Origin of the sequence: Phytohabitans rumicis, from assembly GCF_011764445.1 — a bacterium.
GTDB lineage: Bacteria > Actinomycetota > Actinomycetes > Mycobacteriales > Micromonosporaceae > Phytohabitans > Phytohabitans rumicis.
In genome coordinates this window covers 4,592,670-4,617,834 of sequence record NZ_BLPG01000001.1, presented here as the reverse complement: position 1 = coordinate 4,617,834, position 25,165 = coordinate 4,592,670, and the positions used below count along the sequence as shown (strand labels likewise).

Genomic DNA, 25,165 nt, shown 5'->3' with positions numbered 1-25,165 from the left:
CGCGGAGCTGATGTTCCCGCGAAGCGACCTTTGTCACAAGAGCCCGCGCTACCAGCCGGTAACACGCTCGTGCCGAGGGGAAACACGTCTTGTCACCAACCAACCACCGCAATGTGGCCGGTTATGGGGAGTAAATCAGGAAAAACCGCCCAGTACCGCATAGGACCGCTAACCACCGGTAGGCGATTTGGAAAATGGTCACAGTTTAATAACGCCGCCCCGCCCCAAGTGATCAGGGCGGGGGCGGCGGGGTAGGGCGGCGGGCTAGGCCGCCGCGAGGGCGGGAGCGGGAGCTTCCGCGGAGCGCAGGGCCAGCGCTAGTACGTCGGCCACGTCGCCCAGGGTGTGGATGGTGAGCGCCTCCCGCACCGTCTCCGGCAGGTCGTCGAGGTCCGGCTCGTTGCGCGCCGGGATGATCACCTCGGTCAGCCCGGCCCGGTGTGCGGCCAGCAGCTTCTGCTTTACGCCGCCGATCGGGAGCACCCGTCCGGCCAGCGTGACCTCGCCGGTCATGCCGAACTCCGGGCGTACCGGGCGGCCGGAGGCGAGCGACGCCAGCGCGGTCACCATCGTGATGCCCGCGCTCGGGCCGTCCTTCGGCACCGCCCCGGCCGGGAAGTGCACGTGGATCCGGCGCTTGGCCAGCGAGGCCGCGTCGATGCCCAGTTCGGCCCCGTGCGAGCGCAGGTACGACAGCGCGATCTGCGCCGACTCCTTCATCACGTCGCCGAGCTGGCCGGTCAGGGTCAACCCCGGCTCGCCCTCCATGGCGGTCGCCTCGATGAAGAGCACCTCGCCGCCGGCGCCGGTCACCGCGAGCCCGGTCGCCACGCCCGGCACCGCCGTACGCTCCGCCGACTCCGGCGTGAACCGCGGCCGCCCCAGGTACGTCGCGAGGTTGCCGGCGTCGACGCGTACCGGATCACCGCCGGACGCGAGGGTGACCGCCACCTTCCGCAGCACCCGCGCGAGCGCGCGCTCCAGCTGGCGTACCCCGGCCTCGCGGGTGTATTCGGCGGCGATCGCCCGCAGCGCGTCCTCGTCGATCGTGACCTCGTCGGCCGTCAGGCCGGCGCGCTCGATCTGCCGCGGCAGCAGGTGGTCGCGCGCGATCGCGACCTTCTCGTCCTCGGTGTAGCCGTCCAGCGTGACCAGCTCCATCCGGTCCAGCAGCGGGCTGGGGATGGTCTCCACCACGTTGGCGGTGGCCAGGAAGAGCACGTCGGACAGGTCCAGGTCGACCTCGAGGTAGTGGTCCCGGAACGTGTGGTTCTGCGCCGGGTCCAGCACCTCCAGCAGCGCGGCGGCGGGGTCGCCCGCGTACCCGACCGTCAGCTTGTCGACCTCGTCGAGCAGCACGACCGGGTTCATCGAGCCGGCCTCGCGCAGCGCCCGGACGATGCGGCCGGGCAGCGCGCCCACGTAGGTGCGCCGGTGCCCGCGGATCTCCGCCTCGTCCCGGATGCCGCCGAGCGAGACCCGGACGAACTTGCGGCCGAGCGCCCGCGCGACGGACTCGCCCAGGCTGGTCTTGCCGACGCCGGGCGGGCCGGCCAGGGCCAGCACCGCACCGGAGCCACGGCCGCCGACCACGTGCAGGCCGCGGGTCGCGCGGCGGTTGCGCACCGCGAGGTACTCCAGGATGCGGTCCTTCACGTCGGCCAGGCCGGCGTGGTCGGCGTCCAGCACCTCGCGCGCCGCGGCCAGGTCGGTGTTGTCTTCGGTACGGCTGTTCCACGGCATGTCGAGCACGGTGTCCAGCCAGGTGCGGATCCAGCCCGCCTCCGGAGACTGGTCACTGGCCCGCTCCAGCTTGCTGACCTCGGCGAGGGCCGCCTCGCGGACCTTCTCCGGGAGGTCGGCGGCCTCGACCCGGCTGCGGTAGTCGGCGGAGCCGTCCGGCTCGTCCTCGCCGAGTTCCTTACGGATCGCGGCGAGCTGCTGGCGCAGCAGGAACTCGCGCTGCGACTTCTCCAGCCCTTCGCGTACGTCCTCGTTGATCCGCTCGGTGACCTCCTGCTCGGCGATCTGCTCGCGCGCCCAGCCGACCAGCAGCTCCAGGCGGGCCGCGACGTCGATCGCGGCCAGCAGCTCAGCCTTCTGCTCGTTGGAGAGCCAGGGGGCGTAGCCGGCCGAGTCGGCCAGCTCCGACAGGTCGGTCATCCGCTCGACCGCGTCGATGACCTGCCAGGCGCCCCTGCGCTGCAGGAGCGAGTTGACCAACGCCTTGTACTCGCGGGCCAGTTCCTTCGCCTTGCCCGTGGGCGGCGCCTCCGGCAACTCCGCGGCCTCCACCCAGAGGGCTGCCCCCGGGCCGGGTACGCCAGAGCCGATGCGCGCCCGCGCGAGACCGCGGATCACGGCGGCCGGTTCGCCCGTGGGCAGCCGGCCGACCTTCTCGATCGTCGCGATCGTGCCCACCGAGCCGTACTCGCCGTCCAGCCGCGGCACCGCGAGCAGCCTCTTTCCGGCGGAAGTTCGGGCGCCGTCGATCGCCGCTTGGGTCGTCGTGTCCAGGGTTACCGGGATGACCATGCCGGGCAGCAGGACCGCGTCGGTCAGGGGCAGAACCGGAAGAGTCGTCATTGGGGATACCCCGTTCTTGAGTTGAGCTTGTACGGCTCAAGTTACGAACGGTGCGCTCTGTTCCGGTCAGTGCCTTGATTGTGACCGCGGCCACGTCGTCCGCTGCCGCATCGGCCACCGCGAGCCGGCGGCGGGCGCCGAAGAGGGCGACCCAGCCGAACGTCAGGCCGATGGCGATCGTCGCCACCATGGTCGTGGTCGTCCCGCCGAACGCCCCGCCGACGGCCTGACCGAGCAGGCCCAGCCCGACGTACAGGCCGCCCCAGAGGGCCGCTCCCACGGCGGCCGAGCGCAGGAAGCGGCGATACGGCATCCGCAGCCCACCCGCGGCCAGCGGCACCAGCGCGTTAAGCACGGGCAGGAAAGGGGCGACCGCCACCATCCGGGACCCTTCGAGGCGCAGCGCCCGCTCGGCCGACGCCCACCGGCCCTCGCCGATCCACCGGCCGATCCGGCCGTGGCGTACCCGGTCGCCGAGGTAGCGCCCGACGGCGAAGGTGAGCGACCAGCCGGCCAGGCAGCCGCCGACCACCGCGAGCAGCACGCTTCCGCCGCCCACGGCACCGCGGGCGCCGAGCGCGCCGAGGACCGCGACGTCACCGGGCACCAGCACGCCCACCAGCGGGATCGCGTCGAGCACCATGACCACGCCCAGCGCGATGGTGAACACCACCGTCGGCAGTTCCCCGATCCACCCCAGCCAATCACCCATGTACACGACGCTATGGGTGCGGCGGCCCGCGGACATCCGGGGCGGGCACGGAGACGCCCCCCTAAATCACCCCTGAGTCGATCTCGGGGTACCGAGATGGATGTCACAGGGGGCACTACATTTCTCCGGTGCCGAACGAACGGTGGAGCGCCGCCCAGGTGATCGCGCTCGCCCCGGACGCCAGCTCCGCGCGGGCCGGGCAGGGGGCCAGCGCGGCCACGAAGTGGGAGTCGGCCGGGTGGGGCGGCGACCTGCTCTGGGGGCTGTGCCGGGGCAGTGGCAAGCATCCGTACCAGGTGTGCGTCGACCTGAGCGAGCCGGCGTACCGGTGCTCCTGCCCGAGCCGGAAGTTTCCGTGCAAGCACGCGCTCGGCCTGATGCTGCTGTGGTCGGCCGGCGGCGCCCCGGAGGCGGAGGCGCCCGACTGGGTGGACGAGTGGCACGCGGCCCGGGCGGCGAAGCCCCGGCGCGCCCCGGTCAAGAAGGGCCAGCCCAGCGAGGCGGCCGCCGGCAAGCGCGCCGATCGCGTCGCCGCGGGCATGCAGGAGCTGGACCGCTGGCTCCTGGATCAGATCTCCCACGGGCTGGCCGGGGCCGAGCGCTCCGGCTACGGCCCGTACGAGGCGATGGCCGCCCGGCTGGTCGACGCGCAGGCGCCCGGCGCGGCGAACGCCGTACGGCGGCTGGGGCGGATCGCGGGGGTCGGCGCGCAGTGGGCCGACCGGCTACTGGGCGAGCTGGCGCTGCTCCGCCTGCTCGTCGCCGCGTACGGGCGGGTTGGCGAGCTGCCCGATCCGCTCGCCGCGACCGTGCGCTCCCGGGTCGGCATCCCGGTGCCGACCGAGGAGGTCCTGGCCGGCCCACCGCTGCGCGACCGCTGGCACGTGCTCGGCCAGGTCGAGCTGGCCGACGACCGCCTCATCACCCGGCGCACCTGGCTGCGCGGCACCGACTCGGGGCGGTTCGCGCTGCTCCTGGCGTTCGCGCCGCCGGGGCAGGCGCTCCCCGCCGACACCGTCCCGGGTACGGCCATCGACGCCGACCTGTGCTGGTACCCGGGCGCCCTGCCGATGCGGGCGGTCTTCGCGCACCGGCACGCGGTGCTCCAGCCGGGCACCGCTCCGGCGGGGGCGCCGGCCATCCGCGAGGCGCTGGCCGGCTGGACCGCCGCGGTGGCCGCCGAGCCATGGTGCGAGAGCGTGCCGATGCTGCTGGCCGGGGTGACGCCGACCGACGACCGGCACCTGGTCGACGCGGCCGGCGACGCGGTGCCGCTGTCCGCCGGGCACGACGAGCCGTGGTGGCTGCTGGCCGCTAGCGGGGCGGCCCGATCACGGTCGCCGGCGAGTACGGCCCGGCCGGGTTCCGTCCGCTCGCCGCCTGGCCCGAGGGTCGATACGTGGCCGCCCCGCCCGGTCCCAGCGGCGACCGGCGCGGTCCGGTGCTCCCCGCCGAGCTGCTGTCCGCCGCACTGGTCGGCACCGAGCGCCGCCCCTTCACCGGTACGGCGACCGACGGTCTCCGGCTCGACGGGAGCGGCCCGGCGGCGCTGCTGGAGGGCACCGCGGTCGCGCTGGCGTACCGGCGGGCCGGCGTGGTGCCCGTCACCGGGCGAGCGCCGATCGAGCCGGCCCCACAGGAGAGCGCCTTCGTGGTCCCGGTCGCGGCGGCGCACCGCCTCGCCCTCCTGCTCACCGACGGCGGCGTGCCGGGCGGCAGCGAGGTCGCCCTGGGCCTGCTGGGCGACTGGCTGACCCGGGCGGCCGAGCGCGGCTACCGGGTGCCGGCCGAGCTGCTGCCGTCCCTGCTGGACGCCGGCCGGCGGCGCGCCGCCCTGCGACCCGCCCTCGCCGCCGTGGCCGGCCGCCGGGGTGCCTGGCTGGCCGCCCGCCGGCCGGACTGGCGCTACCTGCTGACCGAGGCGACCGCCGACCCCGACCCGGCCGACTGGGCGACCGGTACGCCGGGCCAGCGGCTCGCCTACCTCGGCGCCGTACGCGCCACCGACCCGGCCGCCGGGCTCGAGCTGCTCACCACGACGTTCGACAGCGAGGATCCGGAAGACCGCGCCCGCCTGCTCGGCACGCTGCTGACCGGCCTGTCCCTGGCCGACGAGCCGCTGCTGGAGCGCGCCCTCGACGACCGCCGCAAGGAGGTCCGCATCACCGCGGCCGACCTGCTCGCGGCGCTCCCCGGCTCGGGGCTGCGCCAGCGGATGGCCGGGCGTGCCCTGGCCTGCGTACGGCTGGAGGGGGACCGGCTCGTGGTGACACCGCCCGTCGAGCGCGACGAGAGCATGCGCCGCGACGGCGTACAGCCCCGGCCGCCGCAGGGCGTCGGACCGCAGGCGTGGCTGCTGGAGGAGATCCTCGCGCGTACACCGCTGGACACCTGGCCGGCCGCGTTCGACCGGCCCGCCGACCGGGTGCTCGCCCTGCCGGTGGCCGACGACTGGGGCGTGACCATCCACAGAGGACTGGCGCGGGCCGCCGCCACCGAGCGCGATCCGGTCTGGGCCACCCTGCTCGCCGATCAGATCACCGACGAGGTGCTGGCCGCCCAGCTCTACGACGCCCTGCCGCCGGCCGAGCTGGCCCGATACGCGGCCCGCTCGCTGCGCCGCGACCCCATCCGGGCGCACCGGCTGATCGCCATGCAGTCCGGTGCCTGGCCGGACGAGCTGGCCGAGGCCGTGCTCGACGCGGTCAAGGCGCTCGCCGGCGGGCAACGGCACGCGTGGCACATCGGCGAGCTGTGCCGCAGCGCCGCGCCGTCGATGCCGGTGCACTTCGCCGGCCGAGCCGCCGACCTCGCCGAGAAGCTGCACGCAGACCACCCCGACAGCCGGCAGCCCATGGTCGTCGCGCAACTGGCCGCTGCCCTGAACTTCCGCCGCGAGATGTACGAGGAGCTCCGATGACGGCAATCCGACCGCACGCCGAGCAGCAGTTCGCCGACGAGTTGGCCGCCCTCGCCGCCGACGACGACCGGCCGCGCCCACCGGGCTGGCGGCTGTCGCCGCAGGCGGTGGTCACCTACCTGCTCGGCGACGGCGGCAAGGTCAGCCCCAAGTACGTCGGCCCGCGCCGGCTCATGGAGGTCGCGGTGGCCACCCTCGCCACCGACCGGGCGCTGCTGCTCCTCGGCGTGCCCGGCACCGCCAAGACGTGGGTCTCCGAGCACCTCGCGGCGGCCATCTCCGGCGACTCCACGCTGCTGGTCCAGGGCACCGCCGGCACCGCCGAGGAGGCCATCCGGTACGGCTGGAACTACGCCCGCCTGCTCGCCGAGGGCCCGTCGAACGCCGCGCTCGTGGCCAGCCCGGTCATGCGGGCGATGGAGTCCGGCGCGATCGCCCGGGTGGAGGAGCTGACCCGGATGCCCTCCGACGTCCAGGACACGCTGATCACGATCCTGTCGGAAAAGACTCTGCCGGTGCCGGAGCTGGGCGGCGAGGTGCAGGCGGTCAAGGGCTTCAACGTCATCGCGACCGCCAACGACCGCGACCGGGGTGTCAACGAGCTGTCCAGCGCGCTGCGCCGCCGCTTCAACACGGTCATCCTGCCGGTGCCGGCCACCGCCGACGAAGAGGTCGACATCGTCGCCCGCCGGGTGGCTCAGCTCGGCCGCTCGCTGGAGCTGCCCGAGGTCCCGCCCGCCCTGGACGAGATCCGCCGGGTGGTGACCGTCTTCCGGGAGCTGCGCTCCGGCCTGACCGAGGACGGTCGTACCAAGCTCAAGTCGCCGACCGGCACGCTCTCCACCGCCGAGGCCATCTCCGTCATCACCAACGGCTGGGCGCTCGCGGCGCACTTCGGCGACGGCACGCTGCGCCCGCGCGACGTGGCGGGCGGCATCCTCGGTGCCGTGATCAAGGACCCGACCACCGACGCGGTGGTCTGGCGGGAATACCTGGAGACCGTGGTGCGCGAGCGGGACGGCTGGAGCGCCTTCTACCGAGCCGCCCGCGATGCCTGAGCGGTTCTACGGCGTACGGCACCACGGCCCCGGGTCGGCCCGAGCCGTGGTGGCGGCCCTGGCGGAGCAGCGGCCGGACGTCCTCCTCGTGGAGGGTCCGCCGGAGGCCGACGCGCTCGTCAAGTGGGTCGCCGACGAGCGGCTCGTCCCGCCGGTCGCCCTGCTCGGCTACGTCGCCGACGATCCACGCCAGGCCGCGTACTGGCCGTTCGCCGTGTTCTCGCCGGAGTGGCAGGCGATCCGCTGGGCGACCGCGCACGACGTACCCGTGCGGTTTTTTGATCTTCCTTATGCCTATCGGCTGGGGCGCGAGGACGAGCCCGCGGACCGGCCGGAGCGGCCGGCCGACCCGATCGGCGAGCTTGCCGCGGCGGCCGGCTACGACGACCCCGAACGCTGGTGGGAAGACGTGGTCGAGCACCGCGGCGCGCCGGCCTTCGAGGCCATCGGCGAGGCGATGGCGGCCATCCGCGCCGAGTCCGCCGAGGATCCAAACGATCTGGTACGCGAGGCGCACATGCGCGGCGTCCTGCGCGAGGTCCGCAAGACGCACGCCAATCTGGCCGTCGTCTGCGGGGCGTGGCACGTGCCGGCGCTGACCGCCAAGGTGTCCGCGGCCCACGACACCGCGCTGCTCAAGGGGCGCAAGAAGACCAAGGTCACGTTCACCTGGGTGCCGTGGACGTACGGACGGCTGGCGTCGTGGCAGGGGTACGGCGCGGGCGTGCGCTCCCCCGGCTGGTACCACCACCTCTTCACCACGCCCGACGAGGTGGTGACCCGTTGGCTGGTCGCCGCCGCCGGGGTGCTGCGCGACGAGGGCGTCCCGACGTCGTCGGCGCACGTCATCGAGGCGGTACGGCTGGCCGAGGCGCTCGCCATCCTGCGCGCGCGCCCGCTGGCCGGCCTCGCCGAGCTGACCGAGGCGACCCGGGCGGTGCTTTGCGAGGGCGACGAGTTGCGCGTCGAGCTGATCGGGCGGCGGCTGGTGGTGAGCGAGCGCCTCGGCGCCGTGCCCGACGACATGCCGGCCGTGCCGCTGGCCCGCGACCTGGCCGCGCAGCAGCGCACCCTGCGTCTGAAGGCGGAGGCGCTGGAACGCGTGCTCGACCTCGACCTGCGCCGCGAGATCGACCTGGGGCGCAGCCGGCTGCTGCACCGGCTCCGGCTGCTCCGCGTCCCGTGGGGCGAGCCGGGCGACAACTACCGCGGCAAGGGCACATTTCGTGAGTCGTGGCGGCTGCGCTGGCTGCCCGAGTTCGCGATCAGCCTGGTCGAGGCCGGCGGGTACGGCACGACCGTGGCCGGCGCCGCGACCGCCAAGGTGACCGAGGACGCGCGGGCGGCGGAGACCCTCGCCGAGGTCACGCCGCTGGTGGAGGTGTGCCTGCTGGCCGACCTGCCCGAGGCGTACCCGGCGGTGCTGCACGCGCTGGACACCCGGGCCGCGCTCGACGCCGACGTGGCCCACCTGATGGGCGCCGTGCCGCCGCTGGCCCGCACCCTGCGCTACGGCGACGTGCGCGGCACCGATGTGACCTCGCTGGTCGAGGTGACCAACGGGCTCGTCGTACGGGTCTGCGTCGGCCTGCCCGGCGCGGTCACGTCCCTCGCCGACGAGGCGGCGGGCGCCCTGCGCGACCTGGTCGACGCGGTCCACGCCGCCTTGGCGATGCTCGACGACCCCGCGCTGCGCGATCGGTGGCTGGAGGCGCTCGGTGGGCTCGCCGGCTCGGACCGGACCCACCCGTTGATCGCCGGCCGGGTGACCCGCCTGCTGTACGACGCGGGCCGGCTCGACGCCGACGAGACCCGGCGCCGGATGGGGCTGGTGCTCACCGCCGGCACGCCGCCGTCCGACGCCGCGCACTGGATCGAGGGCTTCCTGGCCGGCGGCGGGCTCCTGCTCGTGCACGACACCGCGTTGCTGTCCCTTGTGGACCAGTGGCTGGCGGGCGTGGCCGCCGACTCGTTCACCGACGTGCTGCCCTTGCTGCGGCGGACGTTCGGCACGTTCGCCGAGCCCGAACGGAGATCCATCGGCGAACGGGTGCGCGGCGGGGTGACCGCCGCCGAGCCGGCCGCGTTCGCCCTCGACGACGAACGCGCGGCCGCGGTCCTGCCCACGCTGGCTGTCCTACTTGGACGGGAGATTCATCATGGATGACAGAGCGCGCAGGTGGCGGCTCGCGCTCGGCGGGGCCGCCGAGGAGCCGCTGGGCGAGCTGACCGGGCCCGAGGCAGCCATGGACGCGGCGCTCGGGGCGCTCTATGACACCGGGGGTCAGGGCGGCCAGCGCTCGGCCGGCCTCGGCGCGTCCGCCCCACAGGTGGCCCGCTGGCTGGGCGACATCCGGGAGTACTTCCCCAGCACCGTCGTGCAGGTCATGCAGAGCGACGCGATCGAGCGGCTCAACCTCACCACGCTCCTGCTGGAGCCGGAGATGCTCGCCGCCGTCGAGCCGGACGTCCACCTGGTCGGCACGCTGCTCTCGCTCAACCAGGTCATGCCCGACCAGACCATGGACATCGCCCGGCAGGTGGTCCGCCAGGTGGTCGACGAGCTGGAGCGCCGGATCGCCAACAAGACCAAGGCCGCGGTCACCGGCGCCCTCAACCGCGCCACCCGGGTCAACCGGCCGCGCCACGGCGACATCGACTGGCAGCGGACGATCCACGCGAACCTCAAGCACTACCAGCCCGCCTACCGGACCGTCGTGCCCGAGCGCCTCATCGGGTACGGCCGGCGTACGACCGCGGTGCAGCGGGACGTGATCCTGTGCGTCGACCAGTCCGGCTCGATGGCGGCGTCGGTCGTCTACTCCGGGGTGTTCGCCGCCGTGCTCGCGTCCATGCGCTCCCTGCGTACCTCGCTCGTCGTCTTCGACACCGCCGTCGTCGACCTCACCGACCAGCTGCACGATCCGGTGGAGGTGCTCTTCGGCACCCAGCTCGGCGGTGGCACCGACATCAACCGCGCGATCGCGTACTGCCAGGAGCTGGTCACCCGACCGCGCGACAGCATCTTCGTGCTGATCAGCGACCTGTACGAGGGCGGCATCCGGGCCGAGATGCTCCGCCGGGTGGCCGCGCTGGTCGAGTCCGGGGTGCAGGTGGTGGTGCTGCTGGCGCTGTCGGACGAGGGCGCCCCGTCGTACGACCACGACAACGCGGCGGCCCTCGCGGCGCTGGGCGTGCCCGCGTTCGCCTGCACGCCCGACGCGTTCCCCGACCTGATGGCCGCCGCCATCGAGCGCCGCGACCTGCGGGCCTTCGCCGAACGCCTCTAGCCCCCCACTTCTCCACCCCGCGCCCTCGCGCGGCGTCCCCGCGCCCTCGCGCGGCGGCGGAGGGCGGCGCGAGGGCGCTCAGCGTCGGGCGTTCCCTACGCGGAGGTGGCGTTCGTAGCAGACGGAGAGCGTGGAGCCGACGTAGCTGCCGAAGAGCGGGATCTCGCGGTAGCCCTCGCGCTCGTAGAAGCGCCGCGCGTCCGGCTGCTCGGTGCCCGTCTCCAGGCGCAGCGTCGACCATCCGCGCTCGATCGCGGCCGCCTCCAGCGCCCGGAGCAGCGCGGTCGCGACGCCGGTCCCGCGGGCGTCGGGCACGACGTACATGCGCTTGATCTCCGCGGACTCCGGGTCGAGCCGCCGTAGGGCACCGCAGCCGACCGGCCGGCCGCGCTCGGTGGCCACGACGAAGAGGTCGATGTCCGCCGCCGAGGGAGCGGCGCCGGGTTCATGGTCGTCGCTGCCGTACCGGGCGTCGAGCTCCGCCCGCTGCGCCACACGCAGTGCCGCGCCGTCGGGGTCGTCCCACGGCCGTACTTCGATCACACACCGGCTTTCCGTCACAAGCGTTACGGTAACATCTGTTCCCATGACGCGTACGGCAGACCGGGCAGCCCAAGAGGCGCAGCTCTCCCAGGCGGTGTGGGACGTACTGGCGCACCGGGGCATCGAGCACCTGACCATCCGGGCCGTCGCCGCCGCGGCCGGCTGCACGACCGGGTTGGTCATGCATCGGTTCCCCAACCGCCGGTCGCTGCTCCTGCATGCCCGCCGACTGCTGCACGAGCGCACCTGCGCCCGCGTGGAGGAGCTCGAAGCGCGGGCGGCCGGCCCACGGGAGGCGCTGCGCGCGATCCTCCGGCAGGGACTCGCCCTGGACGAGGAGCTGCGCAGCGAGAGCATCGTCTGGATGGGCTTCCTGGCCGCGGCCGTGGGCGACGAGGAACTGATCGCCCTGCACCGCACGAACAACCGGGCCTGGCGGGAACGCGTGACCCGGCTCGTCTCGGCCGCCGCGCCGCGGTGGCCGGCCGAACGCGCGGCCACGGTCGCCCTCGCCCTGATCGCGATGGCGGAAGGCGTCGCCGCCCTGGCATCGGCCGACCCCGCCGGCTACCCACCAGACGTGCAGGAACAGCTGCTCGACGCCACGCTCACCGCGTTTGACTTAGCACGGGCGTACGAATAGGCGTAGGGTGCTGGGCATGGAGGTGGTGCACCAGCCCTCGATGCTGGACCTGGCCGCGGAGGCGAGCCTCGGCCCGCTCGCGGGTCGGGTGCGCCGCCACCCGCTCAGCCGCGGCGCCTGGGTCGACCACCTGCCCGGCTGGGTGCACGGCTCCGACATCGTCCTGGACGCCCTGCTGCACGACGTCGACTGGCGGGCCGAGCGCCGCGAGATGTACGAGCGCGAGGTCGACGTCCCCCGCCTGCTGAGCTGGTACGACGCTGGCGATCCGCTCCCCCACCCCGTGCTGGAGGAGGCCCGCCAGCGCCTCACCGCCCACTACGCCGCCGAGCTCGGCGAGCCCTTCGTCACGGCGGGGATGTGCCTCTACCGCACCGGGCGGGACAGCGTCGCCTGGCACGGCGACACCAACGGTCGTGCCGCCCGGGTCGACACGATGGTCGCGATCGTCTCGTTCGGCGAGCCCCGGCCGCTGCTGCTGCGTCCCAAGGGCGGCGGCCAGAGCCTGCGCTTCCCGCTCGGCCACGGCGACCTGATCGTCATGGGCGGCTCGTGCCAGCGCACCTGGGAGCACGCCATCCCCAAGACCGCCCGGCCGGTGGGCCCGCGGGTCAGCGTGCAGTTCCGGCCCGCGGGCGTCTCCTGAGAGGCCCGCGGGCGTGTCCTAACCCTTACCGGACCCGCTGGACGATCCGGATCGCGTTGCCGAAGGGGTCGCGCAGGCCGAAGTCGACCCCGTACGGGCGCTCGGTCGGCTCATCGGTGAAGTCGACGCCCTTGGCCTTCAGCTCCTCGTACGTCTTGCGCGCGTCGTCGGTGTCGAAGCCGATCCAGCCCCCGCCGGCGCCCTTGGACACCAGCTCGCGGACCCGCTCCGCCGTCGCCTCGTCCATCGAGGGCGGTCCGGGCCGTTCCAGCAGGATCGCCCGGCCCGGGTCGCCCGGGACGTTCACCGTCAGCCAGCGCATGAAGCCCAGGTCCTGGTCGGTGTTGACCTCCAAGCCGAGCGTGCCGACGTAGAAGTCGAGGGCCTCGTCCTGGTCGAGCACGAAGATCGAGGAAAGTGTTGTCGCGGTCATCATGCTGGCGACGCTAGTCGCGCGGCGGGACGTAAGGCTTATCCAAAATTGACCGGTCGCGTCCAGGCTCGGGTGAAACACGTCGGGACAGCCACTTGCTTCGCCGCATGCCGGTACTCGGTCGGGGACTGCCCCACGATGTCGCGAAAAGTCCGGCTGAACGTGCCCAGGCTCGTGAACCCCACCGCCGTGCAGATGTCGGTCACCGAACGAGTGGTCTCGCGCAGCATGAACATCGAGCGCTCGACCCGCCGGCGCTGGAGATAGCGGTGCGGCGTCTCACCGAACGTCGCCCGGAAGGTACGGATGAAGTACGCCTCGGACACATAGGCGATCCGGGCCAGGGCGGGGATGTCGAGCGGCTGGGCGTACGCCCGGTCCATCGCGTCGCGGGCGCGCAGCAGCCGCCGGTTGGTCTCCTCGACGGCGCGACTCACGGTGCCATCACACCACCTCAGGCGCGTCGCAGCGACCTGGTGAGGCCAGCCGCGATGGTCGTCGCCAGCAACCAGCCGGCGACGATCAGGAAGTAAGCCAGCCACTGGTTGGCACCGGTCGGCTGGAACGCCCGTTCCTGCCCGAGGTCGATGATCGGCAACAGCAGGTCCATCGTGTAGATCACCGGCTGAAACTTCGTGGTCTGACCCGGGTCGACCGGCGCCGGGTCCATCCTGACGTTCGCCGCGATCCCCACCACGAGCAGCGCCATCAGCCAGAACGCGGCGCGCAGCGGGCGGTAGCCGTACCCGACCGTGACGTCCTGCAGATGACCCCAGAGCCGCGCGTACCAGGCAAAGCCGGCATTCTGCCGGCGATGCTTGGCCAGCAGCACCGTGCGTGCCTGGGCGCCGTCGCCAAGCGCCTGGTAGGTGGCCGCCAACTGCTCGAACGGCTGCGGCCGGAAGCCGTGCGGTCCGCGATCCACCCACGGCAGTCGCGCCGCGGCGTCCAACGGCGGATCGAGTACGTCGTAGCGCAGTCCATCGAGGTCCAGCGGAGTTGGCCAACGACCGGGTCGGTCCCGCAGGATCCCCACCGTGGCGTGGCGCAGGTCGACGCCGCCCTCCGGGGCCGTGTCCCACCGCATGGACAGCTCCCGCGTGTCGACCCGCCAGCACGACAGCGCCGTGTCGCCGGGCGCCCGGAGCGTGGCGTCGTTGAAGCAGAGCCGGCTGGCTACCGAGGCGTTCGCCAGCCGCACCCGGCCTTCGGCGGTGAACCCGTCGCAGAGGTTCAGCAGCGAGCCGGCCGTCAGCCCGTGGGCCGTGAGCGCCGCGCCGCCCGGGTTACGCAGCGTCGCACCCTCGAAGTGCGCCGGCCCGGTGACGGTGGCGTCCAAGAGGCTCACCTCACCGTCGATGGTGAGGCCACCCCGGCCGTCAAGCACCCCTTCGATCGTCGCGAAGTCGACGCACAGCGCCACCCGGCCCGGGTTGCGCAGCCGCGCCGAGTCCAGCCGGAGCGTCCGGCCGATGCGGGCGCTGACCAGCCGGAGATCCCCTCCGCGGTGAAGCCGTCGTGCAGGTAGAGGCCGCCCTCCAGAGTGGCTCGGCTCACCCGCAGCGCCGTCCCGCCCGGATTGCGCAGGTTGGACCGGCTGAACGAGAGCGCGCCCGTGATCCGGCTGTGCCGCATCGTCACCTCGCCGTCGATCTCGGCGTACCGGCAGTAGAACGCCGCATCCGCGGTCGTGTTGTCGGTGTCGAGCGCCGGGTGCGGGCCGGGCGCGGTGATGCGGATGCGGTCCAGCTCGACCGTGCCGCCGATCCGGCCGTTGCCGAAGCGCACCGGGCCGGTCACCTGGGCACCCGTCATCACGACGTCGCCGGCGATGGCGGCGCGCTGCGCGTACAGGGCCCAGCCATCCGCGGGACCGGTCAGGTGTGCCTCGAAGAGCAGCAGCCCGCCGGAGATCTGCGCGCCGCCCAGCCGTACGCCGTCGGTGATCGTGCACCGGCTCAATTGCAGGTGGCCGTCGACGCGGACGTTGGAACCCATGAAGCCCGGCATGCGCGACCCGGCGAAGCTGGTGTGCGACAGCCGGGCCCAGTACAGGTCGGGCCGCTCGTCGAACTCGCACTCCTCCAGCAGCAGCGGATGGCCGACCTCCGCGAAGACCAGCCGCAGCGAGCCGGTGATCCGGGCCCCGCGCAGCCGGACGGCGGCGGCGTGACCGACCTCGTCCTCCCGCGCGCCGAGCAGCAGCGCCGCGATGACCTCCCCGCGTACCTCCGGCGGCGTACCCGCCGCACGGAGGTCCACGAGCGCACCCGCTGGAAACGCCTCCCAGAGGGCCTTCTCAACGTCGTTCAGATCATCAGGCTGCGCCACGCCGTCCATTGTGGGCGGGCGTCAACCCAGGGTGAACTTCTCCCAGGCACCGATGGCCGTGCGGTTGGCGATCAGCGGCTTCGTCCCGGCGCTCTCGGCCACGACGTACCGGCCGTTGATGGCGGCCTTCAAGCTCACCGTGCCGTCGCTGTTGCGCACCAGCGTGAACCGCTCCCACGGACCGACCGCCGTGCGGTTGGCGATCAGCGGCTTGGTGCCGGCGCTCTCCGCCACCACGAACCGGTTGTTCACCCGGGAGAAGAGCGCGACCTGACCGTTGCCCAGGTCGATCACGGCGAACTGCTCCCACGGCCCCACCGCGGTACGGTTCGCGATCAGCGGCTTCGTCCCGGCGCTCTCCGCGGCCACGAACCGGCTGTTCACCCCGGCCTTCAGCGACCGCGTCGCGTCGGACACCGCCACCTGGAAGAACTTCTCCCACGGCCCGATCTTGACCCGGTCCGCGACCAGGAACGGGGAGTCCGGCGACTGGATGCTCACATAGCGGTTGTTGACCAACGCCTTGAGGCTGATGCTGCCGTCCGCGTTGCGTACGACGGTGAAAAGCTCCGCGTCTCCGAGCCTGGTCTGCCAGGCGCTGAGCGACGGGACGCCGGACGAGTCGATGTTGACCGTCAGGTACTTGCCCAGCGCCCGGGAGACCAGCGCCACCTGCCCGGAGTCCGTGCTGACGAGGTCGAACTGCCCGGCCGCCGTCAGGCCGTACTGGTGCGGCACGAAAAGGCTGCCACTCGTGCTCGAACTGGCGACGTACGTGAGGTTGTACTGGGAGAGCAGGCCCACGGTGCCGGCCGACCGCCGGATGGTGACGATGTCTGCCTTGCTGGCCGACCGGCCGTCGGTCCCGATGGCCTTGACGGAGACGGGGAAATCGGCGTCGTACGTGTAGGTGTGCGACGCGATCGGCGACGCCTGGGTGATGACCGTCCCGTCGCCGAAGCTGAACTCGTACGACGCGATCGGGGTCCAGCCCGGCTGCGACCTGGACGCGTCCACCCTGACCGAGCGAGCCGAAAGGTCCATGGTGACGTCGATGAGGGCCAGCGGGTACTTGACGGACTCTTTCGCACCGCGGTCGGCGTACGCGATGGGGCCGGCGCCGGTGTTGGCGACGGTCGGATCGTCGGCACGCGCCACGCCGATCTGGTCGGTGGCCTGATATCCGGGGCCGCCGAGTTCGCCGAGTCGGTGTTGTGCAGGGTCTGCGCCGTCTCCAGGTCGTGCGCGGCCTGACGGGACACGGTACGGAACTCGGCCAGGCTCATCCGCTTGCCGTTCCAGCCGTACATCTCCGTGGCCGGCGCGCCCCCGTGGGTCGCGTTGTTGTAGTCGACCACCGTGTCCTTGACCGCGTCGCCATGGACACCGATCTCCACGCCGTCGAGCACGGCGGGATCGCAGTAGATCCGGCTGAAGTGGCCGTTCAGAATCAGCGCGTTGTTTTGCACGGACACACCGGAAGAGGCTCCGTCTACCCGTACGCCGTCGAGGCACCGCTCCCGGATGGTGTTGTTGGCGATCGCCGTGACGGTGGCACCACGGTTGTGGATGCCGTAGCCAGCCCCGCCAGTGATCTGGTTATTGGCCACCACGGTGCCGGTCGCACCGGGCTCGACCGCGATGGCCGCGCCGGTGAAGCCGTTGACGTTGTTGTTGATGACCGTGTTGTTGGCCCCGGCGACCTGGATCCCGACACTGCGGTCGGCCGTGTCATACGCGCGGCTGCCGACGAGACTGAAGTTTTTCACCGTGACTTCGCTGGTGGCGGCGTCCATGATCAGACCGGCGGGGAGAAGCGTCCCACCGCTGATCGTGACAAACCTCAGCGTCGACCGGGTCACTCCCGTGAGCCTCGCGGCCGGTGTGGTCGTGGAACTCGCCATCACCAGGCTGCCGCCGTCGATGGCGACGGCAGAGGAGTTGCGCAGGTCCAGGGCGGGCACGCCAGCCGTCTGGCTGACGCGCAGATTCTTGATCGTGATGTCGTGCTGGCCGTCGATGACGAAGCCGGCCGTGGGCCCGACCAGCGTGTAGCCGGTGCCCCCGCGCAACTCGAAGACGATCGGCTGCTCCGGCGTACCGGAATTGGCGACGGTGACGCGCTCGTTGTAGCCGCTGCCACCGACGTCGACCGTCTGCCCGGCGGTGGCGATGGCGGCCGCCGCACCGATCGTGCAGAACGGCTGCTCCAGCGTGCCCGCACCGGCGTCCGTGCATTGCGCGCCCTTCCTGACGTACAGGACGGGAGCAGCGGCGGCCTGAGCCGGGCCCGCGTTGACCAGCAGCGCGCCACCGGTCAACGCCGTCGCGGCAACGCTCGCCAGGATTGTCTTTCGCATGCGTGATCCCCCGTGAACCAAGCAAAAGAGAGAATTCGGCTGACGCCAGAGTCACGTGATCGAACCATGGTCCTTCGATCCCGGCAACCCCGTTCGAGGACGCATGCACCCAGGGAGAAAACTTGCGTGCGGGACACAAACTGATTCATGTGACAGACGACGACGCACCAAAGACTCCGCGCCGTCCACAATGGTGGGTCGCGCTCACGGTGGGCGTGCTGGCCGCGGCCGCCGCCGTACTCGTCGGGTTGTATGTGGACGCGGCCGGGGACCGCGACCACGAACGCAGCCGGGCCACGGACCTCGCGGCCCGTGAGGCCGCGCTGCGCGAGGAGACCGCGGCGCTGCGCACGGAGGCCACCGAGGCACGGGAACGGGCCGACGCCGCGAACGCCCGGTTCACCGCCGTCGAGCCGTGCCTGCGCCAGGTCGCCGCCATGCCGTCGGCGCGACCGCTCACCCCGGCGGAGCTACGCGATCTCCTCCGCGACCTGCCGCCGGGCGAGTACAAGTTCATCGTGCCGGGCGGCTCCGTGGGGCTCACCGCCTGCAAAGACATCGCGAAGCACCTCAAATAGCGGCTGGTCTAGGCGAAGCGCTGGACGAAGGCAAGCGCCGTATCGGCGACCTCACGCCAGCCGCCGTCGATGGTCAGCGAATGTCCCCGGTTGGGTACCTCCACGAACTCGGTCACCCCCGGGTTGCGCTTCTGCTTGGCGTAGATGGCATCCGAGATGGCCCTCGGGACGGTGTGGTCCTTCTCCCCGGAGATGACCAGCATCGGCCCGCGGCCGGGGTTGGTGCTGTTGACCTTCGCCTCGGTCCACGGGTTGAGGTTGGCGGCCGCCGCCTGGAAGATCGGCGCGCCAGCGGCCGGCACGGCGAACGTCTCGAACAGCTCCTTGGCCTCGCCTTCGGTGACCGCGTTGCCGAACGCGTACCGGAACTGCTCGAAGGTCAATGGCACGGCGCGGTGCCGGTTGGCGGGGTTGGCCAGGACCGGAGCCGCGGACCGCAGCGCCGAGATGGGCAGCGGCAGTACGCCCCGGAAGGGTGCGGAGTCGATGGCCACCGACGCCACGGCCAGGCCACGGCCGGCGAGGATCTGGGTGAGCAGACCGCCGAAGGAGTGTCCTATCACGACCGGCTTCTTGGCGAGCTTGCCGATGATCGCGGCGTAGTGGTCGGCCACCTGACCCACTGTCTTGTTGGCGAAGACCTCCGGCTCCGCGTACGCCTCCGCGACGGTGTCGGGGTCGTCCGGCCAACCCGGGCACATCGGCGCGTACCCGGCGTCGGCGAAGACGGGGCCCCAGCGGTCCCAACTGCTGGGCAGCAGCCAGAGCCCGTGGATGAACACCACCGGGGTACGGCCCGTCCCGTTGGCCTGATCGATCTGCTCGGCATCGGTCTGATGCATCGGTGCCGGTTGCGGCTGTGCGGACATGAATGCTCCTCGCGGGCCCAGCGGGCCTCGGGCAGGTGGTAGATGACGTGTGCGCGCGGCGGACTGTCAGCGGATGCCGCTGACTATCGCTTCGCTGCGCGGAAACCTGAGCCGCCCGGTCGTGAGACCTCAACCTCTGATGGGCGCGCCCGCCGATGGCGGATTGTCAGGCCACCGGGGACTTGAGCGACGTACTCACCCTACGCCTTATGCGGTGCGGTAAGGGGTAACCTGGTGGACGATTGCCGCTCCGGTCCCCGGCGGCGCGTCCACGCCCAGGCAGACGCACCCAGGAGCGGCACATGATCAAGGCATCGACGAACATACGTACCTTCACTGCGGCGAACAGCAGCGATCGTCTGCACCACCTTGTCATTCGGATTGCGACCGGCGACCAGGCGGCGTTCCGATGTCTGTACGCCTTCCAGGTCATGCGTGTCTGGCGCGACGCCATCCGGGTGCTGCCGCATCCGGTCGACGCCCGGGCCGTGACACGGTCGACGTTCGTCGAGGTGTGGCACCTGGCCGGACACCATGTCGACGACGCCTGGGTCGACAACCGGGCTTGGATCGCGGCGATCACCGTCCGACGCGCCAACGACCGGCTCCGCGCCGCCGATTGGCAATGCCCATAGACGGCGACTACGACCGGCATACGCACCTGGAACTCGCTGCGCTGCTGGGCGCCGGCCACGCCACGATCCGGACCGGCCCCGCGATCTTCACCCGCGTCGACGACCTTGACCTCAACCTCGCCGCCTGACACCGTGCGTCAGGTCGCCACACCCGCCGCCTTTGGAAGGGACCGAACGTGCGCGTACTCGTCACCGGTGGGCTTGGGTTTCTGGGGCTGGCCGTTACCCGCGAGCTCCTCGCGGCCGGGGACGACGTCACCGTCCTGACCAGGGGCAGGCCCGCCGCCGAGACGCCTCCCGGCGTGCGGGTGGTCGTCGGGGACGTGCGTGACCGGGCTGGCATCGAAGAGATCATCCGTGCGGGCGACTTCGACGGCGTCTGCCATCTCGCCGCCGCGATCAGTGCCCGCGGGTCCTTCGCGGATCCGCTGACCTACTTCGACGTGAACACCAACGGCACGCTCAACCTGCTCCTGGCGCTCCACCGGCCGGTGGCCTTCGTGCTGACCTCGTCCAGCATCGTGTACGGCTCGCGAAACGTCGGTGCGCTCTCCGAAGACCTGGATGTCCACCCGGAGAGCCCGTACGCCGCGTCCAAGGTCGCGGCGGAGCAGATGCTCGGCGCGTACGCCGCCACGGGGGCGATCGGCGCGACCGTGCTGCGCTGCTTCAACATCGCCGGCGCCGCCGGTGGGGTGACCGACACCGACACCACCCGCATCATCCCGAACGTCCTCCGTGCCGTCACCGGCCAGCTTCCGCACATGACGCTCAACGGCGACGGCTCTGCCGTACGCGATTTCGTGCACGTCGCCGACGTGGCGGAGGCGATCCAGCGGAGCCTGCGGCACACCGAGCCCGGCCACTGTCGGTTCTACAACGTCGGCAGCGGCGTCGGTGTGAGCATGGCCGAGGTGGTGGCCACGGCGGAGCGCGTGTCGGGTCGCGCGGTGCCGGTCGAGCGGACGCCGCCGAAGCCGGAGCCGCAGACGCTCATCGCGGACATCAAGCGGGCGAGGGAGGAGTTGGGCTGGCAGCCGGTTCGATCGACGATCACTCACATCCTCCAGGACGCCTGGGAGGCATGGCGCGTCTGAGCCACATGCCTCTCAGGAGTGGAAAGATGACGACATGAGTCTTGACCGTCCTATCGCGCCGGACCCGTACGACCTGCTGCCGACCGTCCCGTCGTTCACGCTCACCAGCGACGACTTCAAGGATGGCCAGCCGCTCGACCCGGCGTTCGCACACCAGAGCGTCGGCGGGCAGAATCTCTCGCCGCACCTCGCGTGGTCCGGCTTCCCCGCGCAGACCCGCGGTTTCGTGGTGACCTGCTTCGACCCGGACGCGCCCACCGGCAGCGGCTTCTGGCACTGGACGCTGGTCAACCTGCCGGCCTCGGTCACCGAGTTGGCCCAGGGCGCGGGCGCGGAAGACGTTCACGGCGGCTTCCACGTCCGCAACGACTACGGCACGCGGGCGTACGGCGGCTCGGCTCCGCCCGCCGGTGACCGGCAGCACCGGTACGTCTTCGCCGTGCACGCCATCGACGTGGACCGCCTCGACGTCACGCCGGACGTCTCGCCCGCCGTGGTGGGCTTTAACCTGGCCTTCCACACGCTCGCCCGAGCCACCCTCCGCGCGACCTTCCAAGTCAAGGCGTGACGCGATCAAGGAATTCGCCGTCGACCAAGGGCAAATGGTCGTGGTTTAGAGATCAAAGCACGACCATTTGCCCTTGATCGACGTCAAGAGCGCGCGTGCGCGGCGAGGGCGGGCGGGCGCGGCAAGAGCGCGCGGGCGGAGGGAGCGCGGAGGTCAGGGCTTGATGCAGCAGCCGGTGCAGATCTTGGGCTTAGGCAGGGTGAACGCCAGGCAGCAGGTCTTGCGCTGCACGGTCGGCTCGCCGGTCGGGCCGGGCACCAGCTCGATGAGGTCGTCGATGCCGAGCGTCGAGAGCAGCGTGCCGACGTGCTCCACGGTCGACCCGGGGAGCACATCGGCCGCGCGCAGGATGCCGTGGGCGATGCCGGAGCTGACCGAGCCGAGCAGCGTACGCGGGCCGACCCGCACCTGGGAGTGGATCGTGTCCAGCAGCGGGGTGAGGTGGGCGTCGAGCAGCGACGCCCGCAGCGCTCCCAGCAGGGCCGCTTCGTCGCGGACGACGCGCACCTGCGGCAGGCCGGAGAGGGCCAGCGGGTCGCTGGGCAGTACGGCGACGGAGATGGACCGCCGTAGACCCAGGGTGAGCAGTGGGCGCTGGTCTTCGAAGTGCATCAGCACGTCGGCCGGGACCAGCAGCGGGACCCGCCGCGCCGATGCCCAGCCGAGCACGGCCGGCAGCGCCAACCAGTAGCTGTACGCCTTCCAGGCGAGCGCGGCGGCGGCGTGCGGAGACGCGTTCCACCGGCGCTTGGCGGCGTCGAGCAGGTCGGGCAGGCGCGAGCCGTCGACCAGTGTCGTCGTGGGGAGCCAGCCGGTGTCGTCCGGGACGAGCAGGCCGGGCGTGAGGCCGGGCAGGTCGTCGGTGCCGAACATCGACCGCAGCGTCGACGTCACCGGTGCCAGCAGGTCGGCGGCGAGAAGGCGGTGAGGGACGACTGTGGTCACTCTGCGTCGCCTCCCTCGCGGTGCTAGATCGTTGCCGACGGACCACCCTAGCTTACTAAGGCAAGGCTAACCAGACACGGACGAGCGCGTCTTCATTTATGCCACACAAGGCGTTAATCGTCACACGTGGTGAGTCCTTACGTTGCGTAATTGACTGAAACGGTTGAGTAGTGACGGCGGCGATCTGTCAAGGTAATTGTCGGTAAGGCGCCAGTTCACGTTCGGCCGGGCCGGTGGGAAAGCAGACTGAAAGTCCCGGCCCGAGGTGCCAAACAGATGACGACATCGCCCATAGAGCGGGCTGCGGACACGTTCGCGGCCGAGCTTGCCAGGTGGCGGGTCGAGCGGAGCATGAGCAAGAAGCAGCTCGCGGCCCGCATGGGTTTTGACCCGTCGTACGTGAGCCACGTCGAAGGACGGCGGCACCGTCCGACCGAGGACTTCGCCCGTCGCGCGGAGGCGGTCCTCGGCGCCGGCGGTGCGATCTGGCAGCGCTACCAGGAGTACGACGAGCTGCGGCACACGCGGTCCGTGTCGGCCGGCCACCGCGACCCACCCGTACCAGAGCAGTGGCTGCCCCCCGGCACCGGCCTGATCGTGGAGCAGGAGATCGCCACCCTGTCGTACCGGGAAGGCAGCTACCGGTGTGTCATCCGGCGGGCCCTCTACAACGCCGGCACCGAACCGGTCACCCGCTACCTGGTCCGGGTCGCCGTCGACCGGTACCCGAACGACCCGGAGCGGTCCAACCGGCATCACCGCGATCACCCGCTCAGCTTCACCGAGCTGGACCTGCAGGCGTGGTGCGGTGACGAGCCCGCTCGCGAGGCGATGGAGTTTCGCAAGAAGCACGACCGGGACGCGTTCAAGGAGGTCTGGCTGCTCTTCGAGAACGCCGAGGGCCGCTTCCCGCTCTACCCGGGGCAGCGGACGGTCATCGAGTACGCGTACACGGTCAGTCACGACAAGTGGGGCCAGTGGTTCCAGCGGGCGGTACGGCTGCCGACCCGCCGGCTGACCGTGCGGCTGGACTTCCCCGACGGACTGGACCCGCAGGTGTGGGGCGTGGAGACGTCACTGTCGGCGGAGGAGGCGCCGCTGCGTACTCCGGTAATCCAGCGCGCGGAGGGCGACCGGACGTATTTCGAGTGGACGACCGAGTCGCCGCCGCTCAACGCCCGGTACCGGCTGGAGTGGCGGTTCCGCGCGCCGGTTGGCCTGGCCGCGACCGGCGTCCCCAGCACGGCGCGGGCCAGTGACCGGATGCGATCGGTGGGGATCGTCCAGCGCGGGGCGGACTCGCTGCGGCAGGCCGCGCGGCACTTCGACATGGCGCGCGACGGGACGGCCGCCCGCGAGATCGTGGACCGGCTGGTCGCGGCGCTCGACCGGGTGGAGGAGCTGCACGCGTTCAACAAGGGGGTCGGTCTGGCGGCGCCGCAGATCGGCCTGCCGTGGGCCGCCGCCGTCGTACGGCCGGCCGACCGCTCGGCCGAGCCGGTGGTGCTCATCAACCCGCGGGTGGTGGACGCGTCTCCGGACACCGACGAGCAGTACGAGGGCTGCCTGTCCTTCTTCGACGTGCGTGGGCTGGTGTCCCGCCCGCTCACCTTGCACGTGGAGCACGCGCGGTGGGACGGCAGCCGGGTGATCACGTCCTTCGACCAGGGCATGGCCCGTCTGGTCGGGCACGAGATAGACCACCTGGACGGCCGGCTGTACGTCGATCGGATGCCCCGGGCGTGCCGCTCGTGCCGGTCGAGGAGTACCGCGAGGCGGGCAACCCGTGGCGTTACTAATGGTGCGAGCTCAAAGTTCGCCGAGCGTGTCGTACCGGATCCGGGTGGCCGGCACCTGCAGCTCGGCGAGGGTGCGCAGGGTGGTCTTGACCATCGTTGCCGGGCCGGACACGAAGAAGTCGTGGTCGGCCCACGGGCCGTAGCGGGCCAGCACCTCGCTGATGGTGCCCTTCTCCCCGGGGAAGCTGGCGTCCTCGCTGCACGCCGGCACCACCGACAGCCACGGGTGGCGGGCCGCCAGCTTTTTGAGATCTTCGAGGTCGTACAGGTCCTCGCGGTCCTTGGCCCCGAAGTAGACGTGCGCCCAACGGGTCCGGTTGTAGCGGGTCAGCTCCTCGATCAGCGCCTTGACCGGGGCGAGCCCCGTACCGCCGGCCACGAACACGATGTCGCGCGTCGACTTGCGGTCCAGCGTCATGGAGCCCATCGGGGCCGCGATGCGCAGCAGGTCACCCGGTTGGACCCGGCGTACGAGCGCGCTGGAGACCCAGCCCGCCCCCAGCGCCCGCACGTGGAAGTCGAGGGTCCCGTCCTTGCGCGGGGCGTTCGCGATCGAGTACGTCCGCCACAGCCTGGGCCGGTAGCGGGGCGCCTCGATGCTGACGTACTGCCCGGCCCGGTACTCCAGCGGGTGCTGCAACGGCCGGAGCGTGAACACGGCGATGTCGCGGCCGCGCCGTTCATGGGCGGTCACCTCGGCGTGCCAGAACGGCGGGTTCGTGTCCGCCTCCCCTCCGGCCATCATCTTCTTGGAGATCACCCCGTACGCGTCGGCCCACGCCTGCTCGTATTCCACGCCCCACTGCTCGCCGGCGAAGGTCCGTAACGCGTCCAGCAGGGCCCCGCCCACCACCGCGAAGTGCTCGGGCTGGACGTGGAACTTGCGATGGTCCCGGCCCAGCGAGCGCAGGTACTCGTCGAACCGCTCGGGGTCGTCCAGCGTCTGCACCGCGGTCACGATCGCGCCGAGCAGTCGGGCCCGCTGCACGTCCATCTGCACCGGAAACAGCGACCGCAGCTCCGGGTTGGACAGGAACATGCGCGCGTAGAAGTAGCCAGCGAGGCGGTCCTGATGCTCTTCGACGAGAGTCCAGCTCTCCTTCAGCAAGCGCGAGAGGTTACCCATGGACCGGCCTTCTCTCGTCGGAGGGA

At 71.9% G+C, this 25,165-nt stretch carries 21 protein-coding genes and 4 pseudogenes; 13 read left to right on the top strand and 12 right to left on the bottom strand.

Features of this window, described 5'->3' with window-relative positions; translation table 11 throughout:
* Nucleotides 1–264: 264 nt before the first annotated feature.
* On the bottom strand, nucleotides 265–2,586 hold the full coding sequence (gene lon, locus Prum_RS20745) for an endopeptidase La (protein ID WP_173078047.1): 2,322 nt from the start codon (nucleotides 2,584–2,586) through the stop codon (nucleotides 265–267).
* A gap of 250 nt (nucleotides 2,587–2,836) precedes the next feature.
* Nucleotides 2,837–3,229 (bottom strand): annotated as a pseudogene (locus Prum_RS20740) (DedA family protein); the annotation flags it as partial.
* 197 nt (nucleotides 3,230–3,426) lie between these two features.
* On the opposite strand from Prum_RS20740, the pseudogene Prum_RS55880 reads away from it, so the two are divergent.
* The 5 genes and pseudogenes from Prum_RS55880 to Prum_RS20720 form a co-directional block, all read left to right on the top strand.
* Nucleotides 3,427–4,062: pseudogene (locus tag Prum_RS55880) on the top strand (SWIM zinc finger family protein); the annotation flags it as partial.
* A 635-nt stretch (nucleotides 4,063–4,697) separates the two neighbouring features.
* Entirely contained in the window at nucleotides 4,698–6,218 is a 1,521-nt protein-coding gene (locus tag Prum_RS51710; protein WP_443094362.1) for a DUF5691 domain-containing protein, read from the top strand.
* Nucleotides 6,215–7,276, top strand: a complete 1,062-nt coding sequence (locus Prum_RS20730) for an ATP-binding protein (protein WP_173078046.1) — start codon at nucleotides 6,215–6,217, stop codon at nucleotides 7,274–7,276. Before Prum_RS51710 ends, Prum_RS20730 begins: the two co-directional genes overlap by 4 nt.
* Entirely contained in the window at nucleotides 7,269–9,443 is a 2,175-nt protein-coding gene (locus tag Prum_RS20725) for a DUF5682 family protein (RefSeq protein ID WP_173078045.1), read from the top strand. Before Prum_RS20730 ends, Prum_RS20725 begins: the two co-directional genes overlap by 8 nt.
* Entirely contained in the window at nucleotides 9,436–10,566 is a 1,131-nt protein-coding gene (locus tag Prum_RS20720) for a VWA domain-containing protein (RefSeq protein ID WP_173078044.1), read from the top strand. Before Prum_RS20725 ends, Prum_RS20720 begins: the two co-directional genes overlap by 8 nt.
* A 78-nt stretch (nucleotides 10,567–10,644) precedes the next feature.
* Here Prum_RS20720 and Prum_RS20715 read toward each other — a convergent pair whose 3' ends face one another.
* Nucleotides 10,645–11,127, bottom strand: a complete 483-nt coding sequence (locus Prum_RS20715; protein WP_246277999.1) for a GNAT family N-acetyltransferase — start codon at nucleotides 11,125–11,127, stop codon at nucleotides 10,645–10,647.
* Between the two features lie 25 nt (nucleotides 11,128–11,152).
* Here Prum_RS20715 and Prum_RS20710 point away from each other — a divergent pair, with 25 nt between their 5' ends.
* Nucleotides 11,153–11,752, top strand: a complete 600-nt coding sequence (locus Prum_RS20710; RefSeq protein ID WP_173078041.1) for a TetR/AcrR family transcriptional regulator — start codon at nucleotides 11,153–11,155, stop codon at nucleotides 11,750–11,752.
* A 16-nt stretch (nucleotides 11,753–11,768) separates the two neighbouring features.
* On the top strand, nucleotides 11,769–12,398 hold the full coding sequence (locus tag Prum_RS20705; RefSeq protein WP_173078039.1) for an alpha-ketoglutarate-dependent dioxygenase AlkB: 630 nt from the start codon (nucleotides 11,769–11,771) through the stop codon (nucleotides 12,396–12,398).
* 25 nt (nucleotides 12,399–12,423) lie between these two features.
* On the opposite strand, the gene Prum_RS20700 is transcribed toward Prum_RS20705, so the two are convergent.
* From Prum_RS20700 to Prum_RS55095, 6 genes and pseudogenes are all read right to left on the bottom strand, one after another.
* Nucleotides 12,424–12,834 (bottom strand): VOC family protein, encoded by a 411-nt coding sequence (locus tag Prum_RS20700; protein WP_173078037.1) that lies wholly within the window; start codon nucleotides 12,832–12,834, stop codon nucleotides 12,424–12,426.
* Nucleotides 12,835–12,869: 35 nt separating this feature from the next.
* The gene (locus tag Prum_RS20695) at nucleotides 12,870–13,268 is read right to left on the bottom strand and encodes a helix-turn-helix domain-containing protein (protein ID WP_173078035.1); all 399 of its coding nucleotides are present in this window, start codon (nucleotides 13,266–13,268) and stop codon (nucleotides 12,870–12,872) included.
* Nucleotides 13,269–13,285: 17 nt separating this feature from the next.
* Nucleotides 13,286–14,218 carry a hypothetical protein gene (locus Prum_RS20690; RefSeq protein WP_173078033.1) on the bottom strand — a complete coding sequence of 311 codons (933 nt, stop codon included), beginning with the start codon at nucleotides 14,216–14,218 and terminating at the stop codon, nucleotides 13,286–13,288.
* Entirely contained in the window at nucleotides 14,176–15,162 is a 987-nt protein-coding gene (locus Prum_RS20685) for a hypothetical protein (protein WP_173078031.1), read from the bottom strand. The genes Prum_RS20690 and Prum_RS20685 overlap by 43 nt, the downstream gene beginning before the upstream one ends.
* Nucleotides 15,163–15,183: 21 nt before the next feature.
* Complete coding sequence (locus Prum_RS20680; RefSeq protein WP_246277998.1) at nucleotides 15,184–16,320, bottom strand: PKD domain-containing protein; 1,137 nt, start codon at nucleotides 16,318–16,320, stop codon at nucleotides 15,184–15,186.
* 338 nt (nucleotides 16,321–16,658) lie between these two features.
* Nucleotides 16,659–17,522, bottom strand: a pseudogene (locus tag Prum_RS55095) (right-handed parallel beta-helix repeat-containing protein); the annotation flags it as partial.
* A gap of 149 nt (nucleotides 17,523–17,671) precedes the next feature.
* Here Prum_RS55095 and Prum_RS20670 point away from each other — a divergent pair.
* The gene (locus Prum_RS20670) at nucleotides 17,672–18,100 is read left to right on the top strand and encodes a hypothetical protein (RefSeq protein ID WP_173078027.1); all 429 of its coding nucleotides are present in this window, start codon (nucleotides 17,672–17,674) and stop codon (nucleotides 18,098–18,100) included.
* A gap of 8 nt (nucleotides 18,101–18,108) precedes the next feature.
* On the opposite strand, the gene Prum_RS20665 is transcribed toward Prum_RS20670, so the two are convergent.
* Nucleotides 18,109–18,969, bottom strand: coding sequence for an alpha/beta hydrolase (locus Prum_RS20665; protein WP_246277997.1), 861 nt, complete (start codon nucleotides 18,967–18,969; stop codon nucleotides 18,109–18,111).
* A gap of 302 nt (nucleotides 18,970–19,271) precedes the next feature.
* Here Prum_RS20665 and Prum_RS20660 point away from each other — a divergent pair, with 302 nt between their 5' ends.
* Genes Prum_RS20660 through Prum_RS20645 form a run of 4 tightly spaced genes read left to right on the top strand, consistent with a single transcriptional unit; the run spans nucleotide 19,272 to nucleotide 21,269 of the window.
* Complete coding sequence (locus Prum_RS20660; protein WP_173078024.1) at nucleotides 19,272–19,604, top strand: hypothetical protein; 333 nt, start codon at nucleotides 19,272–19,274, stop codon at nucleotides 19,602–19,604.
* Nucleotides 19,595–19,732 carry a hypothetical protein gene (locus Prum_RS20655; protein ID WP_173078022.1) on the top strand — a complete coding sequence of 46 codons (138 nt, stop codon included), beginning with the start codon at nucleotides 19,595–19,597 and terminating at the stop codon, nucleotides 19,730–19,732. Before Prum_RS20660 ends, Prum_RS20655 begins: the two co-directional genes overlap by 10 nt.
* Before the next feature lie 48 nt (nucleotides 19,733–19,780).
* Nucleotides 19,781–20,701, top strand: coding sequence for a GDP-mannose 4,6-dehydratase (locus Prum_RS20650; RefSeq protein ID WP_173078020.1), 921 nt, complete (start codon nucleotides 19,781–19,783; stop codon nucleotides 20,699–20,701).
* A 34-nt stretch (nucleotides 20,702–20,735) separates the two neighbouring features.
* Entirely contained in the window at nucleotides 20,736–21,269 is a 534-nt protein-coding gene (locus Prum_RS20645; RefSeq protein ID WP_173078018.1) for a YbhB/YbcL family Raf kinase inhibitor-like protein, read from the top strand.
* A gap of 153 nt (nucleotides 21,270–21,422) precedes the next feature.
* Here the strand turns inward: Prum_RS20645 and Prum_RS20640 are convergent, their stop codons facing one another.
* Nucleotides 21,423–22,142, bottom strand: coding sequence for a hypothetical protein (locus Prum_RS20640; RefSeq protein ID WP_173083948.1), 720 nt, complete (start codon nucleotides 22,140–22,142; stop codon nucleotides 21,423–21,425).
* A gap of 348 nt (nucleotides 22,143–22,490) precedes the next feature.
* Here Prum_RS20640 and Prum_RS20635 point away from each other — a divergent pair.
* Nucleotides 22,491–24,013, top strand: a pseudogene (locus Prum_RS20635) (peptide deformylase).
* Nucleotides 24,014–24,023: 10 nt separating this feature from the next.
* Here the strand turns inward: Prum_RS20635 and Prum_RS20630 are convergent.
* Nucleotides 24,024–25,139, bottom strand: coding sequence for a globin domain-containing protein (locus Prum_RS20630; protein WP_173078016.1), 1,116 nt, complete (start codon nucleotides 25,137–25,139; stop codon nucleotides 24,024–24,026).
* Nucleotides 25,140–25,165 lie beyond the last annotated feature (26 nt).